The sequence below is a fragment of the Lentilitoribacter sp. JB5-8 genome, from assembly GCF_055693385.1.
Map to the genome: position 1 here is coordinate 1,627,199 of NZ_CM146332.1, position 22,402 is coordinate 1,649,600.

The 22,402-nt window shown below is 45.0% G+C and carries 24 protein-coding genes; 10 read left to right on the forward strand and 14 right to left on the reverse strand.

Annotation, left to right across the window (positions count from 1 at the left end):
• Positions 1 to 5: 5 nt before the first annotated feature.
• Positions 6 to 1,295 (reverse strand): MFS transporter, encoded by a 1,290-nt coding sequence (locus ACZ1GZ_RS07760; RefSeq protein WP_472667933.1) that lies wholly within the window; start codon positions 1,293 to 1,295, stop codon positions 6 to 8.
• Positions 1,296 to 1,541: 246 nt separating this feature from the next.
• Between ACZ1GZ_RS07760 and denD the strand changes: the two genes are divergently transcribed.
• Complete coding sequence (denD, locus tag ACZ1GZ_RS07765) at positions 1,542 to 2,504, forward strand: D-erythronate dehydrogenase (RefSeq protein ID WP_472667934.1); 963 nt, start codon at positions 1,542 to 1,544, stop codon at positions 2,502 to 2,504.
• Here the strand turns inward: denD and ACZ1GZ_RS07770 are convergent.
• Together ACZ1GZ_RS07770 and ACZ1GZ_RS07775 are read right to left on the reverse strand one after the other, a co-directional pair.
• Positions 2,496 to 3,509, reverse strand: a complete 1,014-nt coding sequence (locus ACZ1GZ_RS07770) for a uracil-DNA glycosylase (RefSeq protein WP_472667935.1) — start codon at positions 3,507 to 3,509, stop codon at positions 2,496 to 2,498. The two genes, denD and ACZ1GZ_RS07770, sit on opposite strands and share 9 nt — an antisense overlap.
• Before the next feature lie 57 nt (positions 3,510 to 3,566).
• Positions 3,567 to 4,679, reverse strand: a complete 1,113-nt coding sequence (locus tag ACZ1GZ_RS07775; protein ID WP_472667936.1) for an FAD-dependent oxidoreductase — start codon at positions 4,677 to 4,679, stop codon at positions 3,567 to 3,569.
• 246 nt (positions 4,680 to 4,925) lie between these two features.
• Here ACZ1GZ_RS07775 and ACZ1GZ_RS07780 point away from each other — a divergent pair, with 246 nt between their 5' ends.
• Positions 4,926 to 5,513, forward strand: a complete 588-nt coding sequence (locus ACZ1GZ_RS07780) for a TetR/AcrR family transcriptional regulator (RefSeq protein WP_472667937.1) — start codon at positions 4,926 to 4,928, stop codon at positions 5,511 to 5,513.
• A 25-nt stretch (positions 5,514 to 5,538) separates the two neighbouring features.
• On the opposite strand, the gene ACZ1GZ_RS07785 is transcribed toward ACZ1GZ_RS07780, so the two are convergent.
• Complete coding sequence (locus ACZ1GZ_RS07785; protein ID WP_472667938.1) at positions 5,539 to 5,811, reverse strand: hypothetical protein; 273 nt, start codon at positions 5,809 to 5,811, stop codon at positions 5,539 to 5,541.
• Between the two features lie 256 nt (positions 5,812 to 6,067).
• Complete coding sequence (locus ACZ1GZ_RS07790; protein WP_472667939.1) at positions 6,068 to 6,493, reverse strand: hypothetical protein; 426 nt, start codon at positions 6,491 to 6,493, stop codon at positions 6,068 to 6,070.
• 54 nt (positions 6,494 to 6,547) lie between these two features.
• Between ACZ1GZ_RS07790 and rlmF the strand changes: the two genes are divergently transcribed.
• Positions 6,548 to 7,504: a 23S rRNA (adenine(1618)-N(6))-methyltransferase RlmF gene (gene rlmF / locus ACZ1GZ_RS07795; protein WP_472667940.1), complete on the forward strand. Its 957-nt coding sequence runs from the start codon at positions 6,548 to 6,550 to the stop codon at positions 7,502 to 7,504.
• 69 nt (positions 7,505 to 7,573) lie between these two features.
• Here rlmF and rplI read toward each other — a convergent pair whose 3' ends face one another.
• The 4 genes from rplI to rpsF form a co-directional block, all read right to left on the reverse strand.
• The gene (rplI, locus tag ACZ1GZ_RS07800) at positions 7,574 to 8,194 is read right to left on the reverse strand and encodes a 50S ribosomal protein L9 (protein WP_472667941.1); all 621 of its coding nucleotides are present in this window, start codon (positions 8,192 to 8,194) and stop codon (positions 7,574 to 7,576) included.
• Between the two features lie 23 nt (positions 8,195 to 8,217).
• Positions 8,218 to 9,198, reverse strand: coding sequence for a DUF2232 domain-containing protein (locus ACZ1GZ_RS07805; protein ID WP_472667942.1), 981 nt, complete (start codon positions 9,196 to 9,198; stop codon positions 8,218 to 8,220).
• A gap of 157 nt (positions 9,199 to 9,355) precedes the next feature.
• Positions 9,356 to 9,604 (reverse strand): 30S ribosomal protein S18, encoded by a 249-nt coding sequence (rpsR, locus tag ACZ1GZ_RS07810; RefSeq protein ID WP_472667943.1) that lies wholly within the window; start codon positions 9,602 to 9,604, stop codon positions 9,356 to 9,358.
• 11 nt (positions 9,605 to 9,615) lie between these two features.
• Positions 9,616 to 10,041 carry a 30S ribosomal protein S6 gene (gene rpsF / locus ACZ1GZ_RS07815; protein ID WP_472667944.1) on the reverse strand — a complete coding sequence of 142 codons (426 nt, stop codon included), beginning with the start codon at positions 10,039 to 10,041 and terminating at the stop codon, positions 9,616 to 9,618.
• A 499-nt stretch (positions 10,042 to 10,540) separates the two neighbouring features.
• Between rpsF and ACZ1GZ_RS07820 the strand changes: the two genes are divergently transcribed.
• The gene (locus ACZ1GZ_RS07820) at positions 10,541 to 12,358 is read left to right on the forward strand and encodes a methyl-accepting chemotaxis protein (protein WP_472667945.1); all 1,818 of its coding nucleotides are present in this window, start codon (positions 10,541 to 10,543) and stop codon (positions 12,356 to 12,358) included.
• Between the two features lie 94 nt (positions 12,359 to 12,452).
• On the opposite strand, the gene ACZ1GZ_RS07825 is transcribed toward ACZ1GZ_RS07820, so the two are convergent.
• Both ACZ1GZ_RS07825 and ACZ1GZ_RS07830 read right to left on the reverse strand, forming a co-directional pair.
• Complete coding sequence (locus ACZ1GZ_RS07825; RefSeq protein ID WP_472667946.1) at positions 12,453 to 13,391, reverse strand: ADP-ribosylglycohydrolase family protein; 939 nt, start codon at positions 13,389 to 13,391, stop codon at positions 12,453 to 12,455.
• 201 nt (positions 13,392 to 13,592) lie between these two features.
• Positions 13,593 to 14,156: a hypothetical protein gene (locus tag ACZ1GZ_RS07830; RefSeq protein ID WP_472667947.1), complete on the reverse strand. Its 564-nt coding sequence runs from the start codon at positions 14,154 to 14,156 to the stop codon at positions 13,593 to 13,595.
• 158 nt (positions 14,157 to 14,314) lie between these two features.
• On the opposite strand from ACZ1GZ_RS07830, the gene ACZ1GZ_RS07835 reads away from it, so the two are divergent.
• Positions 14,315 to 15,532 (forward strand): pyridoxal-phosphate-dependent aminotransferase family protein, encoded by a 1,218-nt coding sequence (locus ACZ1GZ_RS07835; protein WP_472667948.1) that lies wholly within the window; start codon positions 14,315 to 14,317, stop codon positions 15,530 to 15,532.
• 85 nt (positions 15,533 to 15,617) lie between these two features.
• On the opposite strand, the gene ACZ1GZ_RS07840 is transcribed toward ACZ1GZ_RS07835, so the two are convergent.
• Complete coding sequence (locus tag ACZ1GZ_RS07840) at positions 15,618 to 16,664, reverse strand: aldo/keto reductase (RefSeq protein ID WP_472667949.1); 1,047 nt, start codon at positions 16,662 to 16,664, stop codon at positions 15,618 to 15,620.
• Between the two features lie 207 nt (positions 16,665 to 16,871).
• Here ACZ1GZ_RS07840 and fabD point away from each other — a divergent pair, with 207 nt between their 5' ends.
• Entirely contained in the window at positions 16,872 to 17,828 is a 957-nt protein-coding gene (gene fabD, locus ACZ1GZ_RS07845) for an ACP S-malonyltransferase (protein WP_472667950.1), read from the forward strand.
• Positions 17,829 to 17,847: 19 nt separating this feature from the next.
• Positions 17,848 to 18,597, forward strand: coding sequence for a 3-oxoacyl-[acyl-carrier-protein] reductase (fabG, locus tag ACZ1GZ_RS07850; protein ID WP_472667951.1), 750 nt, complete (start codon positions 17,848 to 17,850; stop codon positions 18,595 to 18,597).
• Positions 18,598 to 18,666: 69 nt separating this feature from the next.
• Here the strand turns inward: fabG and ACZ1GZ_RS07855 are convergent, their stop codons facing one another.
• The gene (locus ACZ1GZ_RS07855; RefSeq protein ID WP_472667952.1) at positions 18,667 to 19,074 is read right to left on the reverse strand and encodes a hypothetical protein; all 408 of its coding nucleotides are present in this window, start codon (positions 19,072 to 19,074) and stop codon (positions 18,667 to 18,669) included.
• A 70-nt stretch (positions 19,075 to 19,144) separates the two neighbouring features.
• Here ACZ1GZ_RS07855 and ACZ1GZ_RS07860 point away from each other — a divergent pair, with 70 nt between their 5' ends.
• Complete coding sequence (locus tag ACZ1GZ_RS07860) at positions 19,145 to 19,702, forward strand: TetR/AcrR family transcriptional regulator (RefSeq protein WP_472667953.1); 558 nt, start codon at positions 19,145 to 19,147, stop codon at positions 19,700 to 19,702.
• On the opposite strand, the gene ACZ1GZ_RS07865 is transcribed toward ACZ1GZ_RS07860, so the two are convergent.
• Entirely contained in the window at positions 19,699 to 20,208 is a 510-nt protein-coding gene (locus tag ACZ1GZ_RS07865) for a hypothetical protein (RefSeq protein ID WP_472667954.1), read from the reverse strand. The two genes, ACZ1GZ_RS07860 and ACZ1GZ_RS07865, sit on opposite strands and share 4 nt — an antisense overlap.
• A gap of 476 nt (positions 20,209 to 20,684) precedes the next feature.
• Between ACZ1GZ_RS07865 and ACZ1GZ_RS07870 the strand changes: the two genes are divergently transcribed.
• Positions 20,685 to 20,921, forward strand: coding sequence for an acyl carrier protein (locus ACZ1GZ_RS07870; RefSeq protein ID WP_472667955.1), 237 nt, complete (start codon positions 20,685 to 20,687; stop codon positions 20,919 to 20,921).
• A 148-nt stretch (positions 20,922 to 21,069) separates the two neighbouring features.
• A complete protein-coding gene (fabF, locus tag ACZ1GZ_RS07875) occupies positions 21,070 to 22,329 on the forward strand; it encodes a beta-ketoacyl-ACP synthase II (protein WP_472667956.1) in 1,260 nt (419 codons plus the stop codon).
• Positions 22,330 to 22,402 lie beyond the last annotated feature (73 nt).

The following is a 22,402-nucleotide window of genomic DNA, read 5'->3' on the forward strand; positions in this document are numbered from 1 at the left end:
CGGAGTTAGGCGTTGGCGGCAGTATTTGCCTCGTCTTCTTCATCTTCTGTCACACCCCATTCCGGGTCAGAACGCGGATCCAGCTCGAATAATTGCGGCGATGCTGCACGTGCCATTGGAGTTGCCAAAAAGTCGATACGTTCCTCTTCGGGGGCCTGCTCGCGTTGCAAAGTCCGATATGCTGCAAATACGCCAACAGCAATAAAGCAAATCGCAATCACCGCAAATAGGCCATGCGGCCCAATGCTTTCCATAGCAACAGCGCCGACAAGCGGGCCGATGATTGAACCCACACCATAAACGATGAGCAGTCCCGACGAGGTTTCAACAAATTCATCAGGTGCTGAATAGTCATTCGCATGCGCAATGGTAACTGAATAAAGCGGAAAGATAGATGCGCCGATTAAAATAACCACACCATAAAAGATAACGCGTTCTTCAACGCCTAATACCATGGCAAGCAAACAAGCAACGGATCCAATCGCCGCAATTAAAACCATAACATAGCGGCGGTCCATCTTATCGGACAGCCATCCCAGCGGATATTGGAAAACAGCACCGCCAATAACAGCCATTGCTAATGTCACCGCACCTTCAGTGGCGGTGAGTTCCTGCATGGTGGAGTAAACCGGTGCCAAGCTCATCCAAGAACCAGTGATAAATCCACAAATGGCGGAAACCACAACAGATACCTGCGAGCGGGTGAATAGTCCCTTTAGATCAAACTCAACTTCATTAAGCGGCTGTGGAGATGAAGCATTGGAAAGTGTGGTTGGCAACAGTGCAAGTAAGAATGTAACGGCACACACGATAAAGAGTGTGGTCTGCGCAATATCACCTTGCGGGACAATAAACTGCCCCATTGTCATTCCTGTCATGGTGACAATCATATAGACAGAAAACAGCGACCCGCGGCTTTCGTTCGGCGCTTTTTCATTAAGCCAGCTTTCAATCACCATGTAGCAGCCGGACAAACCAAACCCTGCAAGTGCGCGGAAGAATATCCACGCAACTGGGTCAACAATAACAGCGTGAAGCAAAAGGGAAATCGCCATAAGCGCAGTCAACGCACAAAATACGCGTACATGCCCAACCTTAAACACTAAGCGCGGAACAATGATGCAGCCCAAGGTAAAGGCAAATGCAAAACCTGCAGCAATCATTGAAATATTGATCGTACGCCAACCTTCATCAGCTGCGCGAAGCGGCACAAGATAACTGGCCATGCCGCCACCCACCTGCATGAACAAGGTCGACAATAAAAGTGCAAATACTGGAATAAGCAGAGCTCTCATAAAGGGATTCCTTCTTACAACTAGCGCGCCAAATGCAGGCAGCCAAAACGGCAAAATATTTAAATGTCTGGGTGGTGCCTCTTGCCGTTTTTACGGTCTGAGGTCTTGTTTTACGAAAATTATTCGCACTTCGCCAATGACATATGATACGGCCGCACGCAATCAAAATCGTTGCTTAGGAAAGGCGATTTTGTCTTCTCGTAATTATCTATTTGATTATAATAAGAAAAAAATTGAGGTACTGAAATGAATATTGTGATCTTGGGTGGAGCAGGCTTTATCGGACAAAAATTGGCGATAAAACTGGTTAAAAATGGTGTTTTGCGTGGAAAATCTATTGAAAAGATCACTTTATGCGACATGGTTGCGCCTCAAAATCAAATCGTGGCTGAATTTCCAGTAGATTTTATCAAGTTTGATATGACGGACGAACAAAGTGTGTCAGCCAGTATTCCTGACGACACTGATGTGATTTTCCACTTAGCCTCAATTGTATCGGGTCAGGCAGAAGCAGATATGGCGCTGGGGTATCAGGTGAATTTAGATGGCATGCTGCATTTATTAAAGCGCATCTGCCAACTACCCAAACCGCCCGTTTTAGTGTTTTCATCTTCAATTGCCGTTTACAGCGCAAAAACGCCTCAACCCATTGAAGATTATTCAATTCGTTCACCACAGAGTTCCTATGGTACGCAAAAGGTCATCTGCGAGCTGCTGCTCAATGATTATTCTCGCAAAGGTCTGGTGGATGGACGCGGGGTGCGATTGCCGACAATCACCGTACGCCCGGGTAAACCAAACGCCGCTGCATCATCGTTTTTATCATCGATTATCCGCGAACCATTGGTGGGTGAGAAAGCCATCTGCCCAGTGTCTGAAGATTATCGCCATTATTTCTCATCGCCACGCACAATTATCAAAAATATCATTCATGCGGCTGAAATTGAGAGTGTAGATTTGGGCGAAGATCGCAATCTCATGTTGCCGGGAATATCTGCAACGGTAAACAATATGCTTGTGAGCCTGCGTAATGTTGCAGGTGATGACGTTGCTGATTTGGTTGAATTTAAACGCGATGAAACTATTGAGAAGATCGTGCTAACTTGGGTGTCTGATCTCAATCCTGAACGCGCGTTGGAACTTGGTTTTTACCAAGATGAGAGTTTTGATGATTTCATCAAAGCTCATATTGAAGATGAATTAAGCTAGTTCAGAAAGCTTTGCTTGAACGGCTAAAAGATCATGCCAGGCATTGCGCTTGGCAGCCGGGGTTTTAAGTAAATAAGTGGGGTGCAAAGTAGGCATGGCAGGCACTGAAGTGTCGCCAATCTTATACTCATCCCATTTGCCACGGATTGATAAAATACCCTTATTGGTATCAAGCAGCGTTTTGGTCGATACATTTCCCATAAAGATCAAGAGCTTTGGTTGCGCAAGTTCAATGTGCCGTTCCACGAACGGACGACAAAGCTCAATTTCATGAGGCACGGGCGTGCGGTTTCCGGGCGGACGCCAGGGAATGATATTGGTGATATAGCACGACGTGCGATCCAGCGAGATTGCCGCCAGCATCTTATCAAGTAGTTGTCCTGACGGACCGACAAAAGGAATGCCGTGCATATCTTCATCTCGACCCGGCGCTTCGCCGATCAGCATCACAGGCGCTTCAGGGTTACCATCAGCAAACACCGTGTTTTTGGCGCTATGGCATAAATTGCAGCCTTTATAGGAGGTAACAATTGTCTTTAACTCTTCAATTGTATTCGCAGATTTAGCCAGCTCTTGCGTCTCTTTCATCGCAGCTTGATCAGGAACCGCTAGCGTTGTCGCGGGCTGGCTAGGACGTTGTGCTTGAGGTGGGGTATTGCTTTGGGGGCGAATATTATTCGCCCGTGTTTTATTGGCCGATAACATCTGATCCATTTGCGCAGCTTTTTTCGCTTTACGTTCTTCCAGCTGCTTAACAGTGTCTGCATATCGATCTACCGGACCATCATCGAGCAAATCCACAACACCCGCCTCGGCATAAAATTGCAGCATGGCTGCTGCCATTTGTGGGGTAATATCTTCAAGGTTTTGTGATGTTTGATCGTTCATATCGCGAATATAATGCGCAGCGATAAATTTATAAAGTAAATTGCGAAAAGGGCGGGAGATGGCTGTGTAAAAGGTGGGGTAAGTTGGAATGACGAAAGTTAGATCAGGAATAGCCATTGCGCACTGTTTTGTGGATATTCAATGGTTGGAAGATCAGTCTTAATTCAACCTCGACTAGGTAAGAAGCATTCTCCGAACAATCTTGCGATTTATCGGCATCAAGCCACCTAAGGTTCCTAATGTTTTAAGAGCCATCGTTTTGGTAAGACTGGGTTTCGTCATGACGCCCATACGTGCCTTTTCGGTGAACGCGATGATTTCTTGGCCTCGTGCGTGGCGAGATGCGCTGTACCCTTGCATACCTTCTGGTTCGAGACGATTTATTGCCAATCGCTCCACCCATTCATTTGCATCCTGAATGCCCAGATTCATGCCACGGCCACCGACAGGCGAATGTGTGTGCGCGGCATCTCCAGCAATCCAAATACGCCCACGCCCATAGCTTTCAGCTTGTCGAATACCGATAGTGAAATCCCCGGCTCGGTGCAGATATTCAACATCCATTTCAACAGGTAGTGCAGACAGTGCATCCGGTTGAGATGCGACAAGGCGATAACGTTTGGGTGACATAGGTATTACAAAAACCGCATTGCCGTCATTTTTCAAATAGACGCGAAACACACCCGGTTCCGTCCATCCGGATGCATCAACATCAGCGATCGACCACTTGCTCGGCAGATCATATCCTATCATGCTTTCGCCAAGATAATCCCGCACTGTGGATCTCACACCGTCTGCGCCGAGAATGAAGGCATGTGAGCTTATCTCGCTGTTAATCGTCGCTATTGGTAATTCTACTTCTTCTGAGATTTGCTCGAGAGTTTTCTTATATTCAACTTCAACACCTCGCTCTGCCAACTTTCTAGCCAATATGGCTTCGGTTTCGTTTTGCGGAAGGCAAAATAGTCTTACATTTGGATCTGGATCAACATCCATAGAGAGAGACATAGATTGTCGCTGATCGGTCCAGACTTCAACACGGCATACCGGCTGTGCAGCTTTGCGGACCATGGGCCCAGCCCCTGATTGATCAAGAATGTCCATGGCCCATGGCATGATACCAACCGCACGTGATAATGGAGATGGTCCTTCATGACGCTCAATAATGCGAACTGGTATCTCGCGACGTGCAAGTTCCAGCGCTGCGGTAAGGCCCGTTGGACCCGCTCCGACGATTAAAACGGGTGCTTCTTTAGTTATATCAGAAACGTTTGCTCGTTGTTTCAAAGGGGTTTCTCCTGCAATTGGGCTTTATCATCACGCGCATATTAAAGAGGGGTCTATCTTGGCATCGTGAGTAATGTTTACGGTGACTACATAAAACATAATGTTGTCGCTGTCAACATTATGTTTTGCATCCGTGAAAAATGGCAAGGTGCCGTTAAATACTTGACAGTGCACTGGGAAAGCTCAATGTTGGCGTTAGCTACATTGGATATTCAAAATTGCAAATTTCTTCCCTTGGAGTGGACAATGTCTGAGCCATACCACCATGGCGACTTACGAAATGCTCTCATAGAGAGGGCGATTGAAGTTATGGACAAAGAAGGCTTGGAAAATTTGAGCCTTCGCGGCCTTGCGCGTGATCTAAATGTCAGTCACGCAGCTCCCTTGCGTCACTTTGCCAATAAGGCTGAATTGCTTAGGGAAATAGCCCGTGCTGGCGTAGAGCGTCTGATCGTGGCGAGCAAATCAGCAGACGATCTAGAACCGGGTCTTGCGCGCTTAAGGCAAACAATGAAAGGATATATTCGTTGGGCCACAGAAAATACAGCATACCATCACATCTTACGAAACCCGGATGTTATGCGGCATGCATCTGATGATCTGAAGTCCTTGATAGATAAATTTGCCTCGATGCAATGGGAAGATATTACCGCCGCACATGAAGGCGGGTGGCGTCAAGATGAGGATCCAAAATCTTTATACTTACATCTCATCTCCCTAACCGCTGGAACAGCGATTGTTCTTACGGACCCGATGTATCGTTCTGTACTTGGGCGAGAATTGGAAAGCATAGATATCAACGATTCAATAAGCATCTTTTTAGGTGAAGACTAATTGCAGGATCAAAATTTAGTTAAAATCATTCAACTTTGAAATTTGCTTCTCTGGCTTTTCGATATTCAGCATAATTTGAATAGTGGGAAATTAGCATGTGTTGAATCTCTGAACATGTTCCATAATCCGATATGCCAATTTGTTCCGCATCTGCTTCGCAAGCATTTAAATCGGAATGGAGTTTAATGATCGCTTTATCTGTTAGCACATAATTCACGCTATCAAGCGCCAATGAAGTTTCAACGGGCACAGCAATGAAAGTCAGTGTACCCAAAACAATTTTTGCCATTAGTTCCATGACGGCCCCATTTTGTAATAAAGTTAGTATTCGAATATATAAGTATAGTTTAGATTTATTTGAATTAATAATATATATATGATCATTAATTGAAAATATATTATTTTTATATTTGTTTATATAAGTATAATATGAATTGTACTTGTGTGCACTTTCCATACTTGTAGATAGCGAATAACATTTTGAGAAGTTGTCTCAGACTTGTCTGTGGAGCGCATCGTCGTGATGCATAGCAACAAGTTTCAATGACCAATTTCTACTTCGCTTCACAGCGCATCAAAGGTCCACTTGATCGCGGGAAATCCCACTTTATGGTAAGGTTCTTCCCTTCTAAGACAATGCCGAGAAAATAGCTTTGCGGCGCGTCTTCACCGCATAGTGCGTTGGCAGCAGTGAAATAGCCGTTGTCACGTTGTTCGATCACACCCCAATTGAGCGCGCACCATTGCTGACCCTGTTTGAGCCAGCGTTTATCAATTACAAATGGTTCCGATAAAACCGTCCCACCTGGCTTTATTGGTTCTCGTGCACATTGCTTATGCGTACCCCAACTGCCGTAAAAAATTTCATGGCTTGCGCTCAGCGCTGGCGAAGCAAGAAAGAGTGAAAGCAATAGGTATGGCATTGATCTTAAAAACATCGTTTGAATGTAATATATGGCCAGATGATTGGCTATTAACATTCCCGTGCGCAGTTTAAATTTTACTAATCGCAGCTAGGCAGTTATGAGTGGACAATGGTTTGGCGATCAGCTTTGACCAATTGTATCAAAGGTTCTTTCATGGTTGCCAAAACAAATCTCCACCCACGTAATCGTCACAATGAAGGGTACGATTTTGCGCGTTTGGTGGCAGATTTGCCCGAGCTTAACCAATTCACCAGCCTCAATCCGCGTGGTCAAACAACGATAAATTTTCAAGATGCCAACGCGGTACGTGCACTCAATCGAGCGCTGCTAAAGACACATTACCAGATAAATTTTTGGGATATTCCGGAGAATTATTTATGTCCCCCGATTCCCGGACGCGCTGATTATATTCATTATTTGGCGGACTTATTGTCTGAAAATAATAACCGGCAAATCCCCATGGGCCGTCATATCAAAGTATTAGATATCGGAACGGGTGCAAGCATGGTCTATCCGCTCTTAGGTCATAGCGAATATAATTGGCAGTTCACTGGGGTCGATATAGATCCAATCGCAATTAAATCAGCAAAGCAGATTTGTAAGGCTAACAAGTTGAAAGTTAGGCTGAAATTGCAAGAAAATGTTCAGAACGTTTTAAAGGGTGTAATAATTGCCGATGATTTTTACCACATCAGCATGTGTAATCCACCCTTTCATTCATCCTTAGAGCAAGCCAATAAAGGCACAGAGCGTAAGTGGCGTAACCTTGGTAAGGGTAAATCTAAGCGACTTAATTTTGGCGGGCAAAATGCTGAATTATGGGCGCCCGGTGGTGAGATAAAGTTTATCGCCAACATGATTAAAGAGAGTGCTGAATTTGCTGATCAGTGTATGTGGTTCACAACATTGGTATCAAAGAAAGATAATCTCAAAACACTTGATAAAATTCTAAATGATGTAAAAGCAGTTGATGTCAGAACCATCGAAATGTCGCAGGGACAGAAGACCAGCCGTCTTATTGCCTGGAGTTTTATGAGTGATGCTCAGCGAGCTTCATATTTCTAATTAGAAGTCGTGAAAAAAGCCCCGCATGAAATCTCACACGGGGCTTGAATTATAAGTTCTGTAAAAGACTTATGCTTCGTCTTCTTCAGAAGCTTCTTCTGCAACGTCTGCATCAGCTGCGTCTTCTTCTGAACCTTCTTCAGCTTCTTCTTCTGCAGCCGCATCAGCTTCAGCCTGATCTTCAAGATCAAACATTGCATCAGCAGATGACATGTCAACGCCTTGCGCTTGTAGCTCGGCTTCATCAGGTGTACGTGCAATGTTGAACTCAACAGAAACTTGAACATCTGCGTGTAGGTTAAGTGCAACAGAGTGAATACCCAATGTTTTAATTGGTGTGTTTAGATCAACTTGGCTACGTGAAACTTTAAAGCCGTTTTCTTCCAAGATTGAAACAACATCGCGAGATGCCACTGAACCGTAAAGCTGACCGGTTTCACCAGCTGAACGAATAACGATGAAGCTTTTACCGCCCAATGCAGCGCCGATTTCTTCAGCGGAAGACATACGCTCTTTGTTGCGCTCTTCAAGAGCTTCTTTTTCAGCTTCAAAACGTGCACGGTTTGCAGCATTGGCGCGCAATGCTTTGCCTTGTGGCAATAGGAAGTTACGTGCGTAACCTTCTTTTACGTTAACTTCTTCGCCCATAAAGCCAAGCTTAGCAACGCGTTCTAGTAGAATAACTTTCATGTCATTGTTCCTTTTTTAAGTATTCAATTTTTGTCGTCTGCCGGATCAGCTTTGTTTTGGCTGACAAGCAGAGGTGTTGGTTTTCCAGTTTCAAAAAGCCCGATAATGGCGAAGATTGCCGCTGGAAATGAGAAAAGTAAGATGGCGATATATGAGCCCCAAATGGCAGCATTGCGCCACATTTTGCCTGCAGCCTTCATGTGAAGTACTGCAAGACCAGACATCATAAATCCGGATGCAAATGCGCCAGCAATGGCTGCGCCAATATAAGAAATCGTGCCGTCAAAGAACATCAGCACGAGCCCAACGCCCAAAAAGACCAGCGCCAATTGCGGCATGCGTAATGTCAGATGCACGTTATCACGAGGGCGTTTTGAGCGGCCGGATAAGCGAACGATATGGGTGGCAAAATACCAGGCAGAAAACAAAATGATCAACCACATTGCGCTTTGCATAAATGGGATCAGTTTAGCTAGCGCTGCCTTTGTACCCTCTGGATTGGCCAAAACAAAACTTGCTTGCGCACCTTCACCGGATTGGTTGAGTGCCAAAATGAGATTATCAACAATCTGATCAACAATGTTTGCGTTATAACCAATCATCCAACCAATAATCAGCGTAGCTATGACCATAAATGTTGCGCTGTGCAACATAAGCTGGGGAAGGGGATACCAAACAAGTTGATCTTCTGGACCACCCAACTCGCTTGCAGGGCGCGCTAATGTGCTTAAATGCGCAAGCCATGCTGAAGGTAAAAGCGTTGTGACAGCGCTCGTCATGGCGGCTTCAGGAGTTGCAGTAAATAACAATACAAGAAAGGCTGCAATCACTGCGACGATTGACGCCTGATTAGACCAACCAAGTCCAGCAATGAAAATGGGTAGAGCCGCGCTAGCAAAAAGAAAGATGGTCAGAAAAGATGGCGTGCCTGCCCCCACCAACAACAATGCGCTGGCAAGTCCGGCTAATAAACCAATCAATATTGAATTTGCATTCAATGTCATTCTTCGCTGTCCTGCATTTTACTATGGCAGTTAGAGGCAATATGTTCCGGATAAATGCCCGGGCCCCAACATGGGTTTTAAAGTCTCGTTTATGAGCCCACCCCACAAACGGAAAAAAATAGAGCGGCGGCCATAAAGGCCGCCAACTCAAATATTATTACTTAACAACGTATGGCAATAGGCCCAAGAAACGTGCGCGTTTAATGGCTTTTGCCAATTCGCGTTGTTTTTTGTGGCTCACTGCTGTGATACGTGAAGGAACGATTTTGCCGCGCTCAGAAATATAGCGTTGCAAAGTACGAACGTCTTTATAATCAATTTTCGGTGCATTATCACCAGAAAATGGGCAAGTTTTACGACGACGGCTAAAAGGACGACGTGATGGGATTTGATTGATATCTACCATGGGTCTAGTTCCTATTCTTGTGCTGCTGCTTCGCGAGGACGACGGCCGCTTTCACCGCGTTCGCCACGACCACCACGATCGCCGCGATCACCACCACGACCACGGTCGTCACGGTCACGTTTTTGCATCATCACAGAAGGGCCTTCTTCGTGCTCTTCAACAGATACAGTCATGTAACGAAGAATGTCTTCGTTAATGCGCATTTGACGTTCCATTTCGTGGATCGCAGCACCAGGCGCTTCGATGTTCAAAATTGCGTAATGTGCTTTACGGTTTTTCTTGATGCGGTAAGTTAGGGATTTAAGACCCCAGTTCTCAATGCGACCAACAGAACCACCGTTCTCTTCAAGAAGAGATTTGTAGTTTTGGATAAGTTCATCCACTTGTGCGCCAGACAAATCCTGACGTGCAAGGAAAATATGTTCATAAAGAGCCATATGGCTTCACCTTTCTTGCGTTTTGATCAGGACCTTAGCGGCTAAGCCTCAACGAGCTATCTAGTAAAGCAATGCGGCTTTAGGCAAGAAAGACGTTTTGAGCGATGATCGTGAGCGGAGACACGGGAGGCCGGAGCACTTCATGCACCTGCAAATGAACCGCTAAAACTAGCGAGGCATCTGCCCTCCGTTCAGCCACCAGCCAAAGACCGGATCGTTAATAGATGCGCTTATACATCGAATGGATCAGATTGCAAGCAAGTATTTATATCAGCTCAAAAATAGTAGTAAGAATTTACTACCAGATTTCGTGGAGTATTTAAGCGTTTATTAAGGCTAATTCCTCTATCACTTCAATGCCGAAAGCTTAAAAATAGAACCCGACAATCTATCGAGCTTTTTCTATTGCAAGCAGCACATGATGTGCTGGTTCCTTCGCATGATGCGTTCTTCCTAAATAATAATAATTTTCAAGTCTTCTTACTATGAAAGCGCCCTAATGAAGAACCTTACAATTTCCAAACAATTACTCACCCTTGTCGGTGGGTTTATGATTGCACTTTTCGCAATCTCTTATTTTTCGGTTCAATCGAAAATGACATCGATTACCGATGAACGCTATAATATGCTGCGCACGCAGGTTGAAAGCAGTCTATCTATTATGGATTCTTACAATGAAAGTGTGAAGGCTGGCGAGTTAACTTTAGACGAAGCCAAAGCTCAGGCATTTGATGTTATCAGCAAAATCAAATATGAGCCTGCAGGTTATCTATTCGGATTTAACTATCAAGCTGTCAACGTATTCCATCCAACGGCATCTGTTGTTGGAAGAGATTTCTCCGAGGTCAAAGACGAGAGCGGCAATACATTTATCGTTGATATGGTTTCAACTGCCAGGTCAGGCGGTGGCCGTACAGAATATATGTGGGCCAAACCAGGTGGTGAAGAAGGTGCCTTGTATCTTAAAGGTTCTTATTCCATGGACTACAAACCATGGGAAGTCATCGTTGGAACTGGCATCTATTTTGATGATCTATATGCTGTCTTCATGTCAGAATTGATAACACAACTTGTGCTTGGTGCGGTTGTCTTAGCTGCTCTGTCTTTGGTCGCATTCTTTATCATCCGCTCAATTACAGGCCCGCTGAATACTATTCGCGACACATTAGCTGAAGTTTCAATGGACAATGTTGAAATTCAAGTTCCGTTTACAGAAATGAAAAATGAAGTGGGCTCTATGGCACAGGCTACGGCTGCACTTCAGGACAAAGTTCGCGAACGTCTTGCGCTTAGCGAAACCCAGGAGGCTCAGGATCAAGAGCTCCAAGCCCAGCGTTCTAGCGCTGCACGGGTTAAAGAAGCTGAAGCCGCAGAGCAAGCGAAGTTCGTTTCATCAATTGGTGTGTTGCTTGAACGTTTGGCTCAAGGTGATTTAACTACACGTTGTGAAGATCTTGGCGAAAAATACATTGATGTTAAAAACAACTTCAACGATGCAATCTCTCGCCTTGATAGCGCAATGCAAAATGTCAGCTCAAAAGGGTTTGAAATTGGCGAATCTAAAGAGCAGATCAAGCGTGCTTCTGGTGATCTTGCTCACCGTACCGAATTGCAGGCAGCTTCGCTTGAAGAAACATCAGCCGCAATTGAAGAGTTGTCTGTTACTGTTAAGCAAACTGCTGATGGTGCAAGTGATGCAGCAGAGCGCGTTTCAACAGTGAGCAATGAAACAACACGTTCAGATGATATTGTTAAAAATGCAATCGCAGCAATGAGCGATATTGAACACTCATCAGATGAGATTGGTAAGATCATCGGTGTGATTGATGAGATTGCTTTCCAAACCAACTTGCTTGCGCTAAACGCAGGTGTGGAAGCGGCACGTGCTGGGGAAAGCGGTAAAGGCTTTGCTGTTGTGGCACAGGAAGTTCGCGAATTGGCTCAACGTTCAGCAGATGCTGCGAAAGAGATCAAAGAGCGTATTTCACAATCATCTACACAAGTTAAAAATGGTGTTGAGTTGGTTGGTCAAACTGGTGAAGCTTTGGCTCGCATTTCTGAGCAGATTTTGTCTGCAAGTGAGATCGTAACAAAGATAGCTGGTTCTGCAAAAGAGCAGGATATGACTTTGGCGTCTATCACATCATCGGTTAATCAGTTGGATACGCAAACACAAAGCAATGCGGCAATGGCTGAGCAAACTACAGCGTCCGCCGAAGTGTTGGCGCAAGACACAACCGAACTGCTAAACTTGATTGAGAAATTTAAAACCAGCCAAAATGGTCAGGTTACACATGTGGCACGCGCTGCTGCATAATGTGTCCAATTGCCTTTGATCATGAAGGTATGATTAAAACAGATAATAAAAACCCGGATCAACGTCCGGGTTTTTTGTTTTATATCGCTTTGTTTTAGCCCATTGCGGCCAGTCGATCGCACTTTTCAAATATCTCTTCGCCATTGTGATATTTTTCAATCCACTTTTGCGGGATACCACGCTCGGCCACTCCATTATAATATGCACCAGCAACAGCGCCAATAAACACTGAACGACCAGCATTATCACCCGCACATTGATTATTCATCTCAATGGCTTCTTCATAAGAATTAGTGTGCTTAAGGATATGAAAACCTAGAGGCAAAGCACTTTTAAGATAACAAGCGCGTCCTGTTTCGCCACCATAAGCGATGCTGTCAGTCACTTCTGTGCTAAGCGCGTTTTGCAGTAATTCGGACAATTCTTCTTCGCCGATATGCGAGGCTTCTTCAAGTGCATCATCAAGCTCTGCACCATTGAGAACAGATGTTAGAAGTCCCTGGAACACTTTCACTGCGTTGTTGGAAATCGGATTGTCATTGGTTACGCGTGTCGCGTTAGCGGCATTTGAAGGATCAAGAGCAATAACCGCTGGTAAAGCAACGAGCGCTGGCATTTGTACATCGTCAGTTCCGGTTTCTTCTTGTCCTGCCGCGATATTCTCAAGTGTTCCACGCGTTGCATGGTCGATATAGCCAATATATGTGCCGCCAGGGCCAAAGTGTGCAACAAAGCGGGACTTGTAGTCTTCGATATCAAACTTACCATGGTTGCCCAACAGACATTCAATAGCAAGATGGGTCACTTCTCCATACTGCGTGTTTGCACCAGGTACGCGCAGCGGATGGGCAAAATAACCTTTTGTATTTTCGTAGTTCGCTTCATCAACTTCAACAAAGCTTGCGGAGCCGCCGTTTGATTTGGCAATCTTAGCAACGCGATCCACATCATATATCCAGTGAACACCCAGCGCTGAGGCATCGGCAATCAATGCGCCCTTTAGGCAATTTGCGATACGGTGAGATTTACCCATTCGTGAAGTCCTTCTTCGTCAGCAAGCTCAAAACTCTGTTTTACTAGCAGAGTTCAAACTGGGCTACTAGTATATATGTTCCCAAGATGTCCGCATTCACTTGGTATATAACACTGAACTTTTCAAGGTCTAATCGATTAAGCACGTAAATTTGATGTGCAGAATTGAACTGGATAAATCTATTTTCGCCAAAAATGGGTGTTACGTGCAGTTCTTTATAACACGCATTGAATTCGTTTTATCAAATTGTGCTGATACGGGACGGTGTTGATTATTTTGACGAATTAAAAACGTCACTTCAGCACCGGCGAGTTCCCCGCCTGTCACGCGAATCTGTCCCAAATCAGATTTTAGGTTCTGATCATCTACATCTATGCTGAATTGGTATTCTTCAAACTGAGCAAAGGTTTCAAAGGCAATATCGAGCTGATTATCGCCATCATTAACATCTGGAAATGCAACAAGTTTTATCTTTTCGCTCTCGCTTCGAAACTTTTGAAAAACTTCAACGCCTGTTCCGCCATCTTCAGTATCGAAAATCAGATTGCCCTGCGACTTTGAAAGATCAAAAGAAGCAGAAATAATTTCAATATCTTTCGTGGAATTGTTTTTGATCACAAAACGATCACGGGGTGCGCTTTCAATAAAACGTACATTGAGATCAAGATGGCACTCCTCTCCGGCGGCCATGGCGCTAGGGTTTGATAATCCAATGCATACAGTTGCAAAGAGAGTGAGGCAGGCAGACGTTTTGTATAAAGTCATATTTCGATCCGATCTCGTTGGTATATCCTTTTGTACGAAGCTGAGTTGGATTAGATCAGAAATAGATCTTTCGATCGAAATTATATGGGTTTATTTATCGGCTTGATTTCCGTTAAGGTGACAATCTGATTTATCCAATTTGTTATCAAGGTAGTTTCATGACACTCTCAAATGGCCGACATATGTTGGCAATACCTGGTCCATCTATCATGCCCGATAGAGTGCTACAGGCGATGCATCGTCCTGCACCTAATATTTACAGTGGTTTGATGGAGGACATTACCTATTCTGTGATTGCTGATCTAAAGCGTGTTGCGCGGACAAAAGGTGATGTCGCCATATATATTGCCAATGGGCATGGCGTTTGGGAAGCATCACTTGCAAATGTCATGAACCGTGGTGATAAGGTTCTAGCACTTGCCAGTGGCCGCTTTGGACAAGGTTGGGCAGGTGTTGCAACCCGACTGGGCGGAGATGTTCAATTGCTTGATTATGGTGTCCATAAGAGCTTTGATGAGCAAGAGCTGCGTGAGGCTCTAGCAGCGGATAAGTCTCACGAGATCAAGCTGTTAATCACAACGCATGTCGATACATCCAGCTCCATCCGATATGATATTACCAAAATTCGTGGAATATTGGACGAGGTGGGGCATCCCGCCTTGCTCATGGTGGATTGTATTGCGTCATTGGGGTGTGATCGTTTTGAAATGGACGAATGGGGCGTTGATGTGATGATCGCTGCGAGCCAAAAAGGCTTAATGACCCCGCCTGGTATTGCTTTTGTTTTTGCCAACGAAAAAGCCAAAGCTTATCGGGATAAAGTCACAGAAGTTTCGCCATATTGGGATTGGAAACCACGGCTTAATCCTGAAATTTTCTACCAATATTATGGTGGCACAGCGCCCACACATCATTTGTTCGGCTTAACAGAAGCGCTCAAAATGATTTTCGAAGAGGAGGGGTTAGAGAATATCTGGCGCCGACATGAAGTCTTTGCCAATGCGATTTGGGCAGCTTTTGATGCATGGGCCAATGTACCAGATTTAGCTGAACCGGCGGTCACAATGAATGTAAGCGATCCATCTTCGCGCAGCCATGCGGTAACAACGGCGAAGATCTCAAATCAACGTGCGACACCAATGCGCGAATGGTTGGAAGAAAACTTCGGTCTCACATTGGGGATCGGTTTGGGTATGGCTGCGCCAAAAGACCCTGAGATCAATAGTTATTTCAGGATCGGGCATATGGGGCACCTCAATGCGCATATGCTGTTGGGTACATTGTCATCGATTGATGCAGGTTTGAGCCATTTCGATGTGGCGCATGGTCGAAACGCTATTCAAAACGCCGCTCAAATTTGCGCAAAAGGCGCATGAGTTGAACAGTCTTACACAATGATGGTTATTAAAAAAGGCGGTGAGTGTTAAGCTCGCCGCCATTTTAATAAGTAGAGCCATAAACTTAATATGGCCAAGGCATCTCGCGATTGATTTTTTCAATTCCCTCGAGCACTTCTGCGGAAAGTGTCATGCCACCAGCTTTCACACATGTCTCAAGCTGGTCCATTTTGGTTGCACCAATGATAGTTGATGGCACAAAATACCTGCTGTTACAGAAGGCAATCGCCATTTGGCTTGGATCCAAGCCATGTTCATTGGCCAAAGCAAGATAAGCCTCTGTTGCCTCTTGCGCACGTTCCGTAAAGCGACCACCGAGTGTTTTTTCAATCGAACGACGAGATCCGTCAGGAACAACGCCATTGCGGTACTTGCCAGTTAAAATGCCCGTAGCCAAAGGGCTGTAGGGTAAACAGCCAATGTCTTCATGATGTGACATTTCAGCAAGGTCAGTATCATAATGACGGTAGAGCAGACTATATTCGTTTTGAATAGTCGCCACACGAGGCAATCCATGCTCTTCTGATAGTTTAAGGTATTGCATTGTACCCCAAGTTGTCTCGTTAGACAGACCAATAGCCCGCACTTTGCCAGCTTTGACCACATCATCTAATCCGCGCAACGTATCATGGATTTCATCAAGGGATTGCTGTTTGTCTTGCTTTGAAGCATCAAAGCCCCAGTTTTGGCGAAACGCGATCGAACCGCGTGATGGCCAATGAACTTGATAAAGGTCGATGTAATCAGTCTTTAGTCGTTCAAGGCTGTTTTCAACTGCTTCACTGACAGCTTTACGCGAAGGAATATTACCGTCACGGATCCAGGTGATGCCTCCGCCCATAACTTTTGTGGCCAATACGATTTGATCACGCTTGCCCGATTTTTCGAACCAATTACCAACACACCGTTCTGAATTGCCTTGGGTGTGCTTAGCTACAGGATTAACGGAATACATTTCAGCTGTGTCGAAAAAGTTTACACCGTTTTCAACGGCATAATCCATTTGCTCATGGCCTTCAGTTTCCGTATTTTGATCGCCACCCCACGTCATTGTGCCAAGGCAAATCTCACTCACACTGATATCAGTGCGACCCAATTTATTCATTTTCATATGATTTTTCCCTCATGGTATGTCTGCACAAGATAAGCGCTGGATGGTAATTGACAATACCTATGAATGCCATTTCCCAAAACTTTTTGTTTTTTAGAGCAGGAATAATTGCAAAAAACGCCTTCATTTGATGGGAAAACTTGACATTGGCTATAAGATTGTGGACATGGGCCAATCTTAAAATTTTACCGATAGGAATGAATGAAAATGGCTACAGCGTCTAAAATCGCAATGACATTTCCCGGGCAAGGAAGCCAGGCAGTTGGCATGGGTAAAGAATGGGCTGAGAATTTCAGCGTCGCTAAAGCGGTTTTTGATGAGGTTGACGACGCTTTAAGTGAAAAACTATCTGCGACAATGTTTGAAGGTCCGGAAGACACGCTAACATTGACAGCAAACGCACAGCCTGCGCTCATGGCCGTATCTATGGCGGTCATCAAAGTGATGGAATCAGAAGGTTTTGTCTTGCCAAATTCGGTTGCCTTTGTGGCTGGTCATTCCTTGGGCGAATATTCAGCGCTTTGTGCAGCTGGCATGTTCTCAATCTCTGACACAGCACGCCTGTTGCGTATCCGAGGCAACGCCATGCAAGCAGCTGTGCCTGCAGGTGAGGGTGCAATGGCTGCGATCATCGGACTTGAGCATTCAGATGTTGAAGCGGTTTGCGCAGAAGCATCCGCACAAGGCCCATGTCAGATCGCCAATGATAATGGTGGTGGTCAATTGGTAATCTCAGGCGGCAAAGCCGCTGTTGAAGCTGCGGCGGCTCTTGCATCAGATAAAGGTGCGAAACGCGCGATCATGTTGCCGGTTTCTGCGCCATTCCATTCAACTTTAATGGCACCAGCCGCGGATGCAATGGCAGAAGCTTTAGCGGGTGTTGAAAAGCAAAATCCATCTGTTCCGGTGATTGCAAATGTGCGCGCAGAACCAGTGACAGATGCTGAAGAAATTTCCAAATTGTTGGTTGAGCAAGTCACAGGGCAAGTGCGTTGGCGCGAGAGCGTTGCATGGTTTGGTGCCAACGGCATGGAAACGCTATTCGAAGTTGGATCAGGCAAAGTTCTAACGGGTCTGGCACGCCGCATTGATCGCTCATTGGCAGGTGTTGCTGTCAACAATCCATCAGATTTAGAAGCAGCTCTGGAAAAGCTGAACGGCTAAGAAATTTAAAGGAAACAAAATGTTTGATTTAACAGGACGTAAAGCGCTGGTTACAGGTGCAAGTGGTGGATTGGGTGAAGCAATTGCAAAACAGCTTCACGCGCAAGGCGCTACTGTTGGTATTCATGGAACACGTGTAGAAAAACTTGAAGCTCTCGCGGGTGAATTGGGTGCCAATGGGGAAGGGCGCGTACATATTCTTCCGGCAAATATGTCGAATATGGACGAAGTGAAAGCATTGGGTAAGAAGGCCGAAGAAGACATGGAAGGTGTGGATATTCTGGTCAACAACGCCGGGATCACGCGCGATGGCTTGTTTGTTCGTATGTCTGATGAAAATTGGGATGATGTGCTCAACGTTAATCTAACAGCTGTGTTCCATCTCACGCGCGAATTAACGCACCCAATGATGCGTCGTCGCGCTGGTCGTATCATCAACATCACATCTGTTGTGGGTGTTACTGGCAATCCAGGTCAAGCAAATTATTGTGCTTCTAAAGCGGGTCTTATTGGTTTCTCAAAATCACTGGCTCAAGAAGTTGCACCACGCGGAATCACTGTGAACTGTGTTGCGCCAGGGTTTATCAAGTCAGCAATGACAGATAAGCTCAACGATAAGCAAAAAGAAGGCATCTTGGGTGCTGTTCCAATGAAAAAGATGGGCGAAGGTTCTGATATCGCAAGCGCGGTCACGTATCTCGCCTCTGATGAAGCCGGCTACGTGACAGGTCAAACGCTGCACGTGAACGGCGGCATGGCAATGATTTAAGCTTTAGGGCCATATGAGAATTTAAAAGGCCACCCCGTGCTCTCGGGGGTGGCTTTTTTATTTTGGATATTAGTTCGCAACATGTTTGCGATGTGTGTAAATACCGACATAGCTGACGGCAATAATAAGTAAAAACGCAATCCATTGCGGCATTAAGAACAACGTGCCGAAGCGCGTGATCCCATAAAATGCAAAGATCGCTGCAAATGCAGCAAATTGTAGGATAACGATCCAAGTCAAAAGTTCACGCTCGCGTTCACGTTTCGCAGCAAGCAGCAAGATCGCACTGCATAGCGCCAATGATGCAGTAATCCCATGCCACAAAACCGATGAATAGCCCTTCATAAGCGGGTCTAATTCGCTTGCTAAAATCGGAGCATGCACATCTGCACCTCCACCCAAAATATGAATTGCGGTTAGGATTGCTGACAAAATGCCAGCGGTCGCGATTGTCTTATTGATCATCTCAGTATCCATTTCTATTTCCATACGGTAGCGTATGGTATAATTTCTTGCGCTTGTCAATACGTATGCGTATGGTGGAAGAATGACACAAGATAAGCTCACATCAATAAACTGGATTGAGGCTGCGTTTCGCGCGCTTTCAAAATCGGGACCCCAGGCTATTAAAGCTGAGGCAATCGCTCGTGATTTGGGTGTTAGCAAAGGTTCGTTTTATTGGCATTTCAGCAATGTCGCAGATCTAAAAACCAAAATGCTTGAACACTGGTTTGAAGCCGCAACACAGGAAATTATTGCGCAAGTAAATGAGGTGAAAGGTTCACCAGCGGAAAGGCTTTCAACCCTTGTCGATATTGCCACAGGAAATAAGAGCGAACCCTATGGCGGTGTATCTGTTGAAGCTGCTATTCGCGATTGGGGGAAGTTTAACGAAGAAGCGGGTGCGATGGTAAAACGCGTTGACGCACAAAGGCTTAATTATCTTGTAGAACAATTTCTTGCTCTGGGTCACGATGAAAAAACAGCGCAAACAAGTGCACAAATATTATACGCAGGTCTTATAGGACTAGAGATCTTGGCCGTTGAAGATTTAGCTGATTTGGAAGGTTCTATGCATAAATTACTGCAAAAAATCTTGTATTAATTTGAGGAAGACGAGGTTGTGGATTGCTCTTCAACCAAACGATCACCAACGCATTTTCGAAATCCGTTTTCGTCATTATCAACATAAAGCGCGACTTGTTGCATCGCATCCTGCATGACATCAGTTTCTTGAGCTATTTGGTCGTTTAATGAGGCAGTTTTATCCTCAATATCTACCAAAAGTTCTTCTTTGAAAGCAATATAGGCTGGATCCTTGGGACTTTGGACACCTTTTTCAACCGAAAAAATGATGGCCGCGGCTGCAAGCTCATTATAATGCTCGGTAAAATATTCAGGCAGATCAAGATCAGCTTCAACTGTCATACAATGCGTACCAATGAAGAAGAAGTCTTGCTTGCCTTCATCGACATTGTCTTTAAACAAATTTGTGAAAGCAATTTGGTGCGCACTATGACTGTCGTTTTCGTCAGAACCGCTGGGTATAAAGTATGAAAATGCAATAAAACCGCTAAATGCCAGTATGACTGCAATCACAAATATTCTCATACTTGTCACCTTGATCTAATTTAGTGCGTCTATAAGAAACCAACCTGTAGCATAAGTGAGGATAAAAGCCAGCGATCAAAAACAATTCTGTCCTGAATATGTGAGCAACAAAGTGGCTGTTATAAATCCTATTGAAATCGATCTGTAGAGCTATCCTGAGATTTTTACCAGTAGTTAAAGAGCGGTATCTCTTTATCCAATGCTGATCGGTAACGATGACTGATAAATCGTGTTTTAGGGCTTGTAAAATTGCGTTTTCGCTTATTTTTAGGGTTTTCACGCCGTCAAAACAGTGTTAGTTGGCGTTGCTTTTTAAGTTTTATGGGGACATAAATTAGTTGCAAGCCTGTTGAGAAACACAAGTTAGGTGTTGAACATTGCGGTTTTTGAACTAAATTGAAGCAGAGAAAACTTGATTTGTTGGTGGTATGAAGCTACCAAAAATGAAATTAAACAAAAAGAGGTCATGAACCGACATGAGTGATATTAAAGATCGCGTAGGTAAAATCGTAGTCGAGCACCTAGGTGTAGAAGCTGAAAAAGTAATTCCAGGCGCTAGCTTCATCGATGATCTAGGCGCAGATTCTCTCGACACAGTCGAGTTGGTAATGGCTTTCGAAGAAGAATTCAGCATTGAAATTCCAGATGATGCAGCTGACACTATTCTAACTGTTGGTGACGCTGTTTCATTCATCGAAAAAGCACAAGCTTAATTCGATCCAAAATTTTAAAGAGGGTTGGTGTTGTGCCAGCCCTTTTTTTGCTATTTAGCGTTTGCTCATATAGCCGAACATTTGCTCAACGTTTTACCCTCTTTTCAAGCCACATATTGGAAAGAGTCCACCAAGGGGCCATTCAACAATGAGACGTGTTGTAATTACCGGAACAGGTATGGTGTCGCCGCTAGGTAGCGGCAGTGAAATCTCATGGAAAAGATTGCTGGAAGGCCAAAATGCGGCCAAGCGGATCACTGACTTTCAGGTCGATGATATTGCTGCGCAAATCGCTTGCCAATTACCTACTGATCCAAGTGTCGAAGGTGCGTATATCGCCGATGATTGGATGGAGCCAAAAGAGCAACGCAAGGTCGATCCGTTTATCACATATGCCTTAGCAGCATCTGAACTTGCACTGAAAGACGCAGGCTGGGAGCCAAAAACCGAAGACGAAAGATGCGCAACAGGCGTGTTGATCGGTTCAGGTATCGGTGGTCTACAGGGTATTGTTGATGCTGGTGAGACGCTGAAAGAACGCGGACCACGCAGAATTTCCCCATTTTTCATTCCAGGGCGTTTGATCAATCTAGCAGCCGGACAAGTCTCAATTCGTTTTGGTCTTAAAGGACCTAACCATTCTGTTGTGACTGCCTGTTCAACAGGTGCGCATGCAATTGGCGATGCGAGCCGTTTAATCGCGCTCGGTGATGCTGATGTTATGGTGGCCGGTGGTGCTGAATCCCCTGTTTGCCGTATTTCCATTGCCGGATTTGCCGCATGTAAAGCATTGTCGACAAAATATAATGATGATCCGCAATCAGCGTCTCGTCCCTATGACATTGACCGCGATGGTTTTGTCATGGGTGAAGGTTCAGGCATTATGGTGCTTGAGGAACTTGAACACGCCAAAGCCCGCGGTGCAAACATCATTGCAGAGGTTGTTGGTTACGGGCTCTCAGGTGATGCTTACCATATCACAGCGCCTTCAGAAGATGGTGATGGCGCCTATCGCTGTATGAAAATGGCGCTAAAACGTGCTGGGATGGATGCAAGCGAACTTGATTACATTAACGCGCATGGTACATCGACCATGGCAGATACAATTGAGCTTGGCGCTGTAGAGCGCCTTGTTGGCGACAGTGTTGATAAAGTTTCAATGTCTTCAACAAAATCAGCCATTGGACATTTGCTTGGTGCTGCAGGTTCTGTTGAGGCAATTTTCTCAGCCCTTGCTATTCGCGATAACATCGTTCCACCTACGTTGAACCTTGATAATCCAGCTGTCGAAACGAAAATCGACTTAGTACCAAAAGTTGCGCGTAAGCGAGAAGTCAATGTTGCGTTGTCAAACTCATTTGGGTTCGGCGGTACGAATGCGTCTTTGATCCTTAAAAGATATGAATAAATCAGCTTTATTGTTCTTTTTGCTCTGTTTTTGCCATAAAATTTAGCTATAAATGCTGTTGGAAATTCTGGTA

Excerpts from the sequence above, each read along its gene's own strand:
- rpsR (WP_472667943.1), bottom strand. The coding sequence starts at position 9,604 with ATGGTAGATATCAATCAAATCCCATCACGTCGTCCTTTTAGCCGTCGT.
- ACZ1GZ_RS07785 (WP_472667938.1), bottom strand. The coding sequence starts at position 5,811 with ATGGAACTAATGGCAAAAATTGTTTTGGGTACACTGACTTTCATTGCT.
- fabG (WP_472667951.1), top strand. The coding sequence starts at position 17,848 with ATGTTTGATTTAACAGGACGTAAAGCGCTGGTTACAGGTGCAAGTGGT.
- ACZ1GZ_RS07760 (WP_472667933.1), bottom strand. The coding sequence starts at position 1,295 with ATGAGAGCTCTGCTTATTCCAGTATTTGCACTTTTATTGTCGACCTTG.
- fabF (WP_472667956.1), top strand. The coding sequence starts at position 21,070 with ATGAGACGTGTTGTAATTACCGGAACAGGTATGGTGTCGCCGCTAGGT.
- rpsF (WP_472667944.1), bottom strand. The coding sequence starts at position 10,041 with ATGGCTCTTTATGAACATATTTTCCTTGCACGTCAGGATTTGTCTGGC.
- ACZ1GZ_RS07805 (WP_472667942.1), bottom strand. The coding sequence starts at position 9,198 with ATGACATTGAATGCAAATTCAATATTGATTGGTTTATTAGCCGGACTT.
- ACZ1GZ_RS07860 (WP_472667953.1), top strand. The coding sequence starts at position 19,145 with ATGACACAAGATAAGCTCACATCAATAAACTGGATTGAGGCTGCGTTT.
- rlmF (WP_472667940.1), top strand. The coding sequence starts at position 6,548 with ATGGTTTGGCGATCAGCTTTGACCAATTGTATCAAAGGTTCTTTCATG.
- ACZ1GZ_RS07835 (WP_472667948.1), top strand. The coding sequence starts at position 14,315 with ATGACACTCTCAAATGGCCGACATATGTTGGCAATACCTGGTCCATCT.
- ACZ1GZ_RS07770 (WP_472667935.1), bottom strand. The coding sequence starts at position 3,509 with ATGGCTATTCCTGATCTAACTTTCGTCATTCCAACTTACCCCACCTTT.
- ACZ1GZ_RS07820 (WP_472667945.1), top strand. The coding sequence starts at position 10,541 with ATGAAGAACCTTACAATTTCCAAACAATTACTCACCCTTGTCGGTGGG.
- ACZ1GZ_RS07865 (WP_472667954.1), bottom strand. The coding sequence starts at position 20,208 with ATGAGAATATTTGTGATTGCAGTCATACTGGCATTTAGCGGTTTTATT.
- fabD (WP_472667950.1), top strand. The coding sequence starts at position 16,872 with ATGGCTACAGCGTCTAAAATCGCAATGACATTTCCCGGGCAAGGAAGC.
- ACZ1GZ_RS07870 (WP_472667955.1), top strand. The coding sequence starts at position 20,685 with ATGAGTGATATTAAAGATCGCGTAGGTAAAATCGTAGTCGAGCACCTA.
- ACZ1GZ_RS07840 (WP_472667949.1), bottom strand. The coding sequence starts at position 16,664 with ATGAAAATGAATAAATTGGGTCGCACTGATATCAGTGTGAGTGAGATT.
- ACZ1GZ_RS07855 (WP_472667952.1), bottom strand. The coding sequence starts at position 19,074 with ATGGATACTGAGATGATCAATAAGACAATCGCGACCGCTGGCATTTTG.
- rplI (WP_472667941.1), bottom strand. The coding sequence starts at position 8,194 with ATGAAAGTTATTCTACTAGAACGCGTTGCTAAGCTTGGCTTTATGGGC.
- ACZ1GZ_RS07790 (WP_472667939.1), bottom strand. The coding sequence starts at position 6,493 with ATGTTAATAGCCAATCATCTGGCCATATATTACATTCAAACGATGTTT.
- ACZ1GZ_RS07780 (WP_472667937.1), top strand. The coding sequence starts at position 4,926 with ATGTCTGAGCCATACCACCATGGCGACTTACGAAATGCTCTCATAGAG.
- ACZ1GZ_RS07825 (WP_472667946.1), bottom strand. The coding sequence starts at position 13,391 with ATGGGTAAATCTCACCGTATCGCAAATTGCCTAAAGGGCGCATTGATT.
- denD (WP_472667934.1), top strand. The coding sequence starts at position 1,542 with ATGAATATTGTGATCTTGGGTGGAGCAGGCTTTATCGGACAAAAATTG.
- ACZ1GZ_RS07830 (WP_472667947.1), bottom strand. The coding sequence starts at position 14,156 with ATGACTTTATACAAAACGTCTGCCTGCCTCACTCTCTTTGCAACTGTA.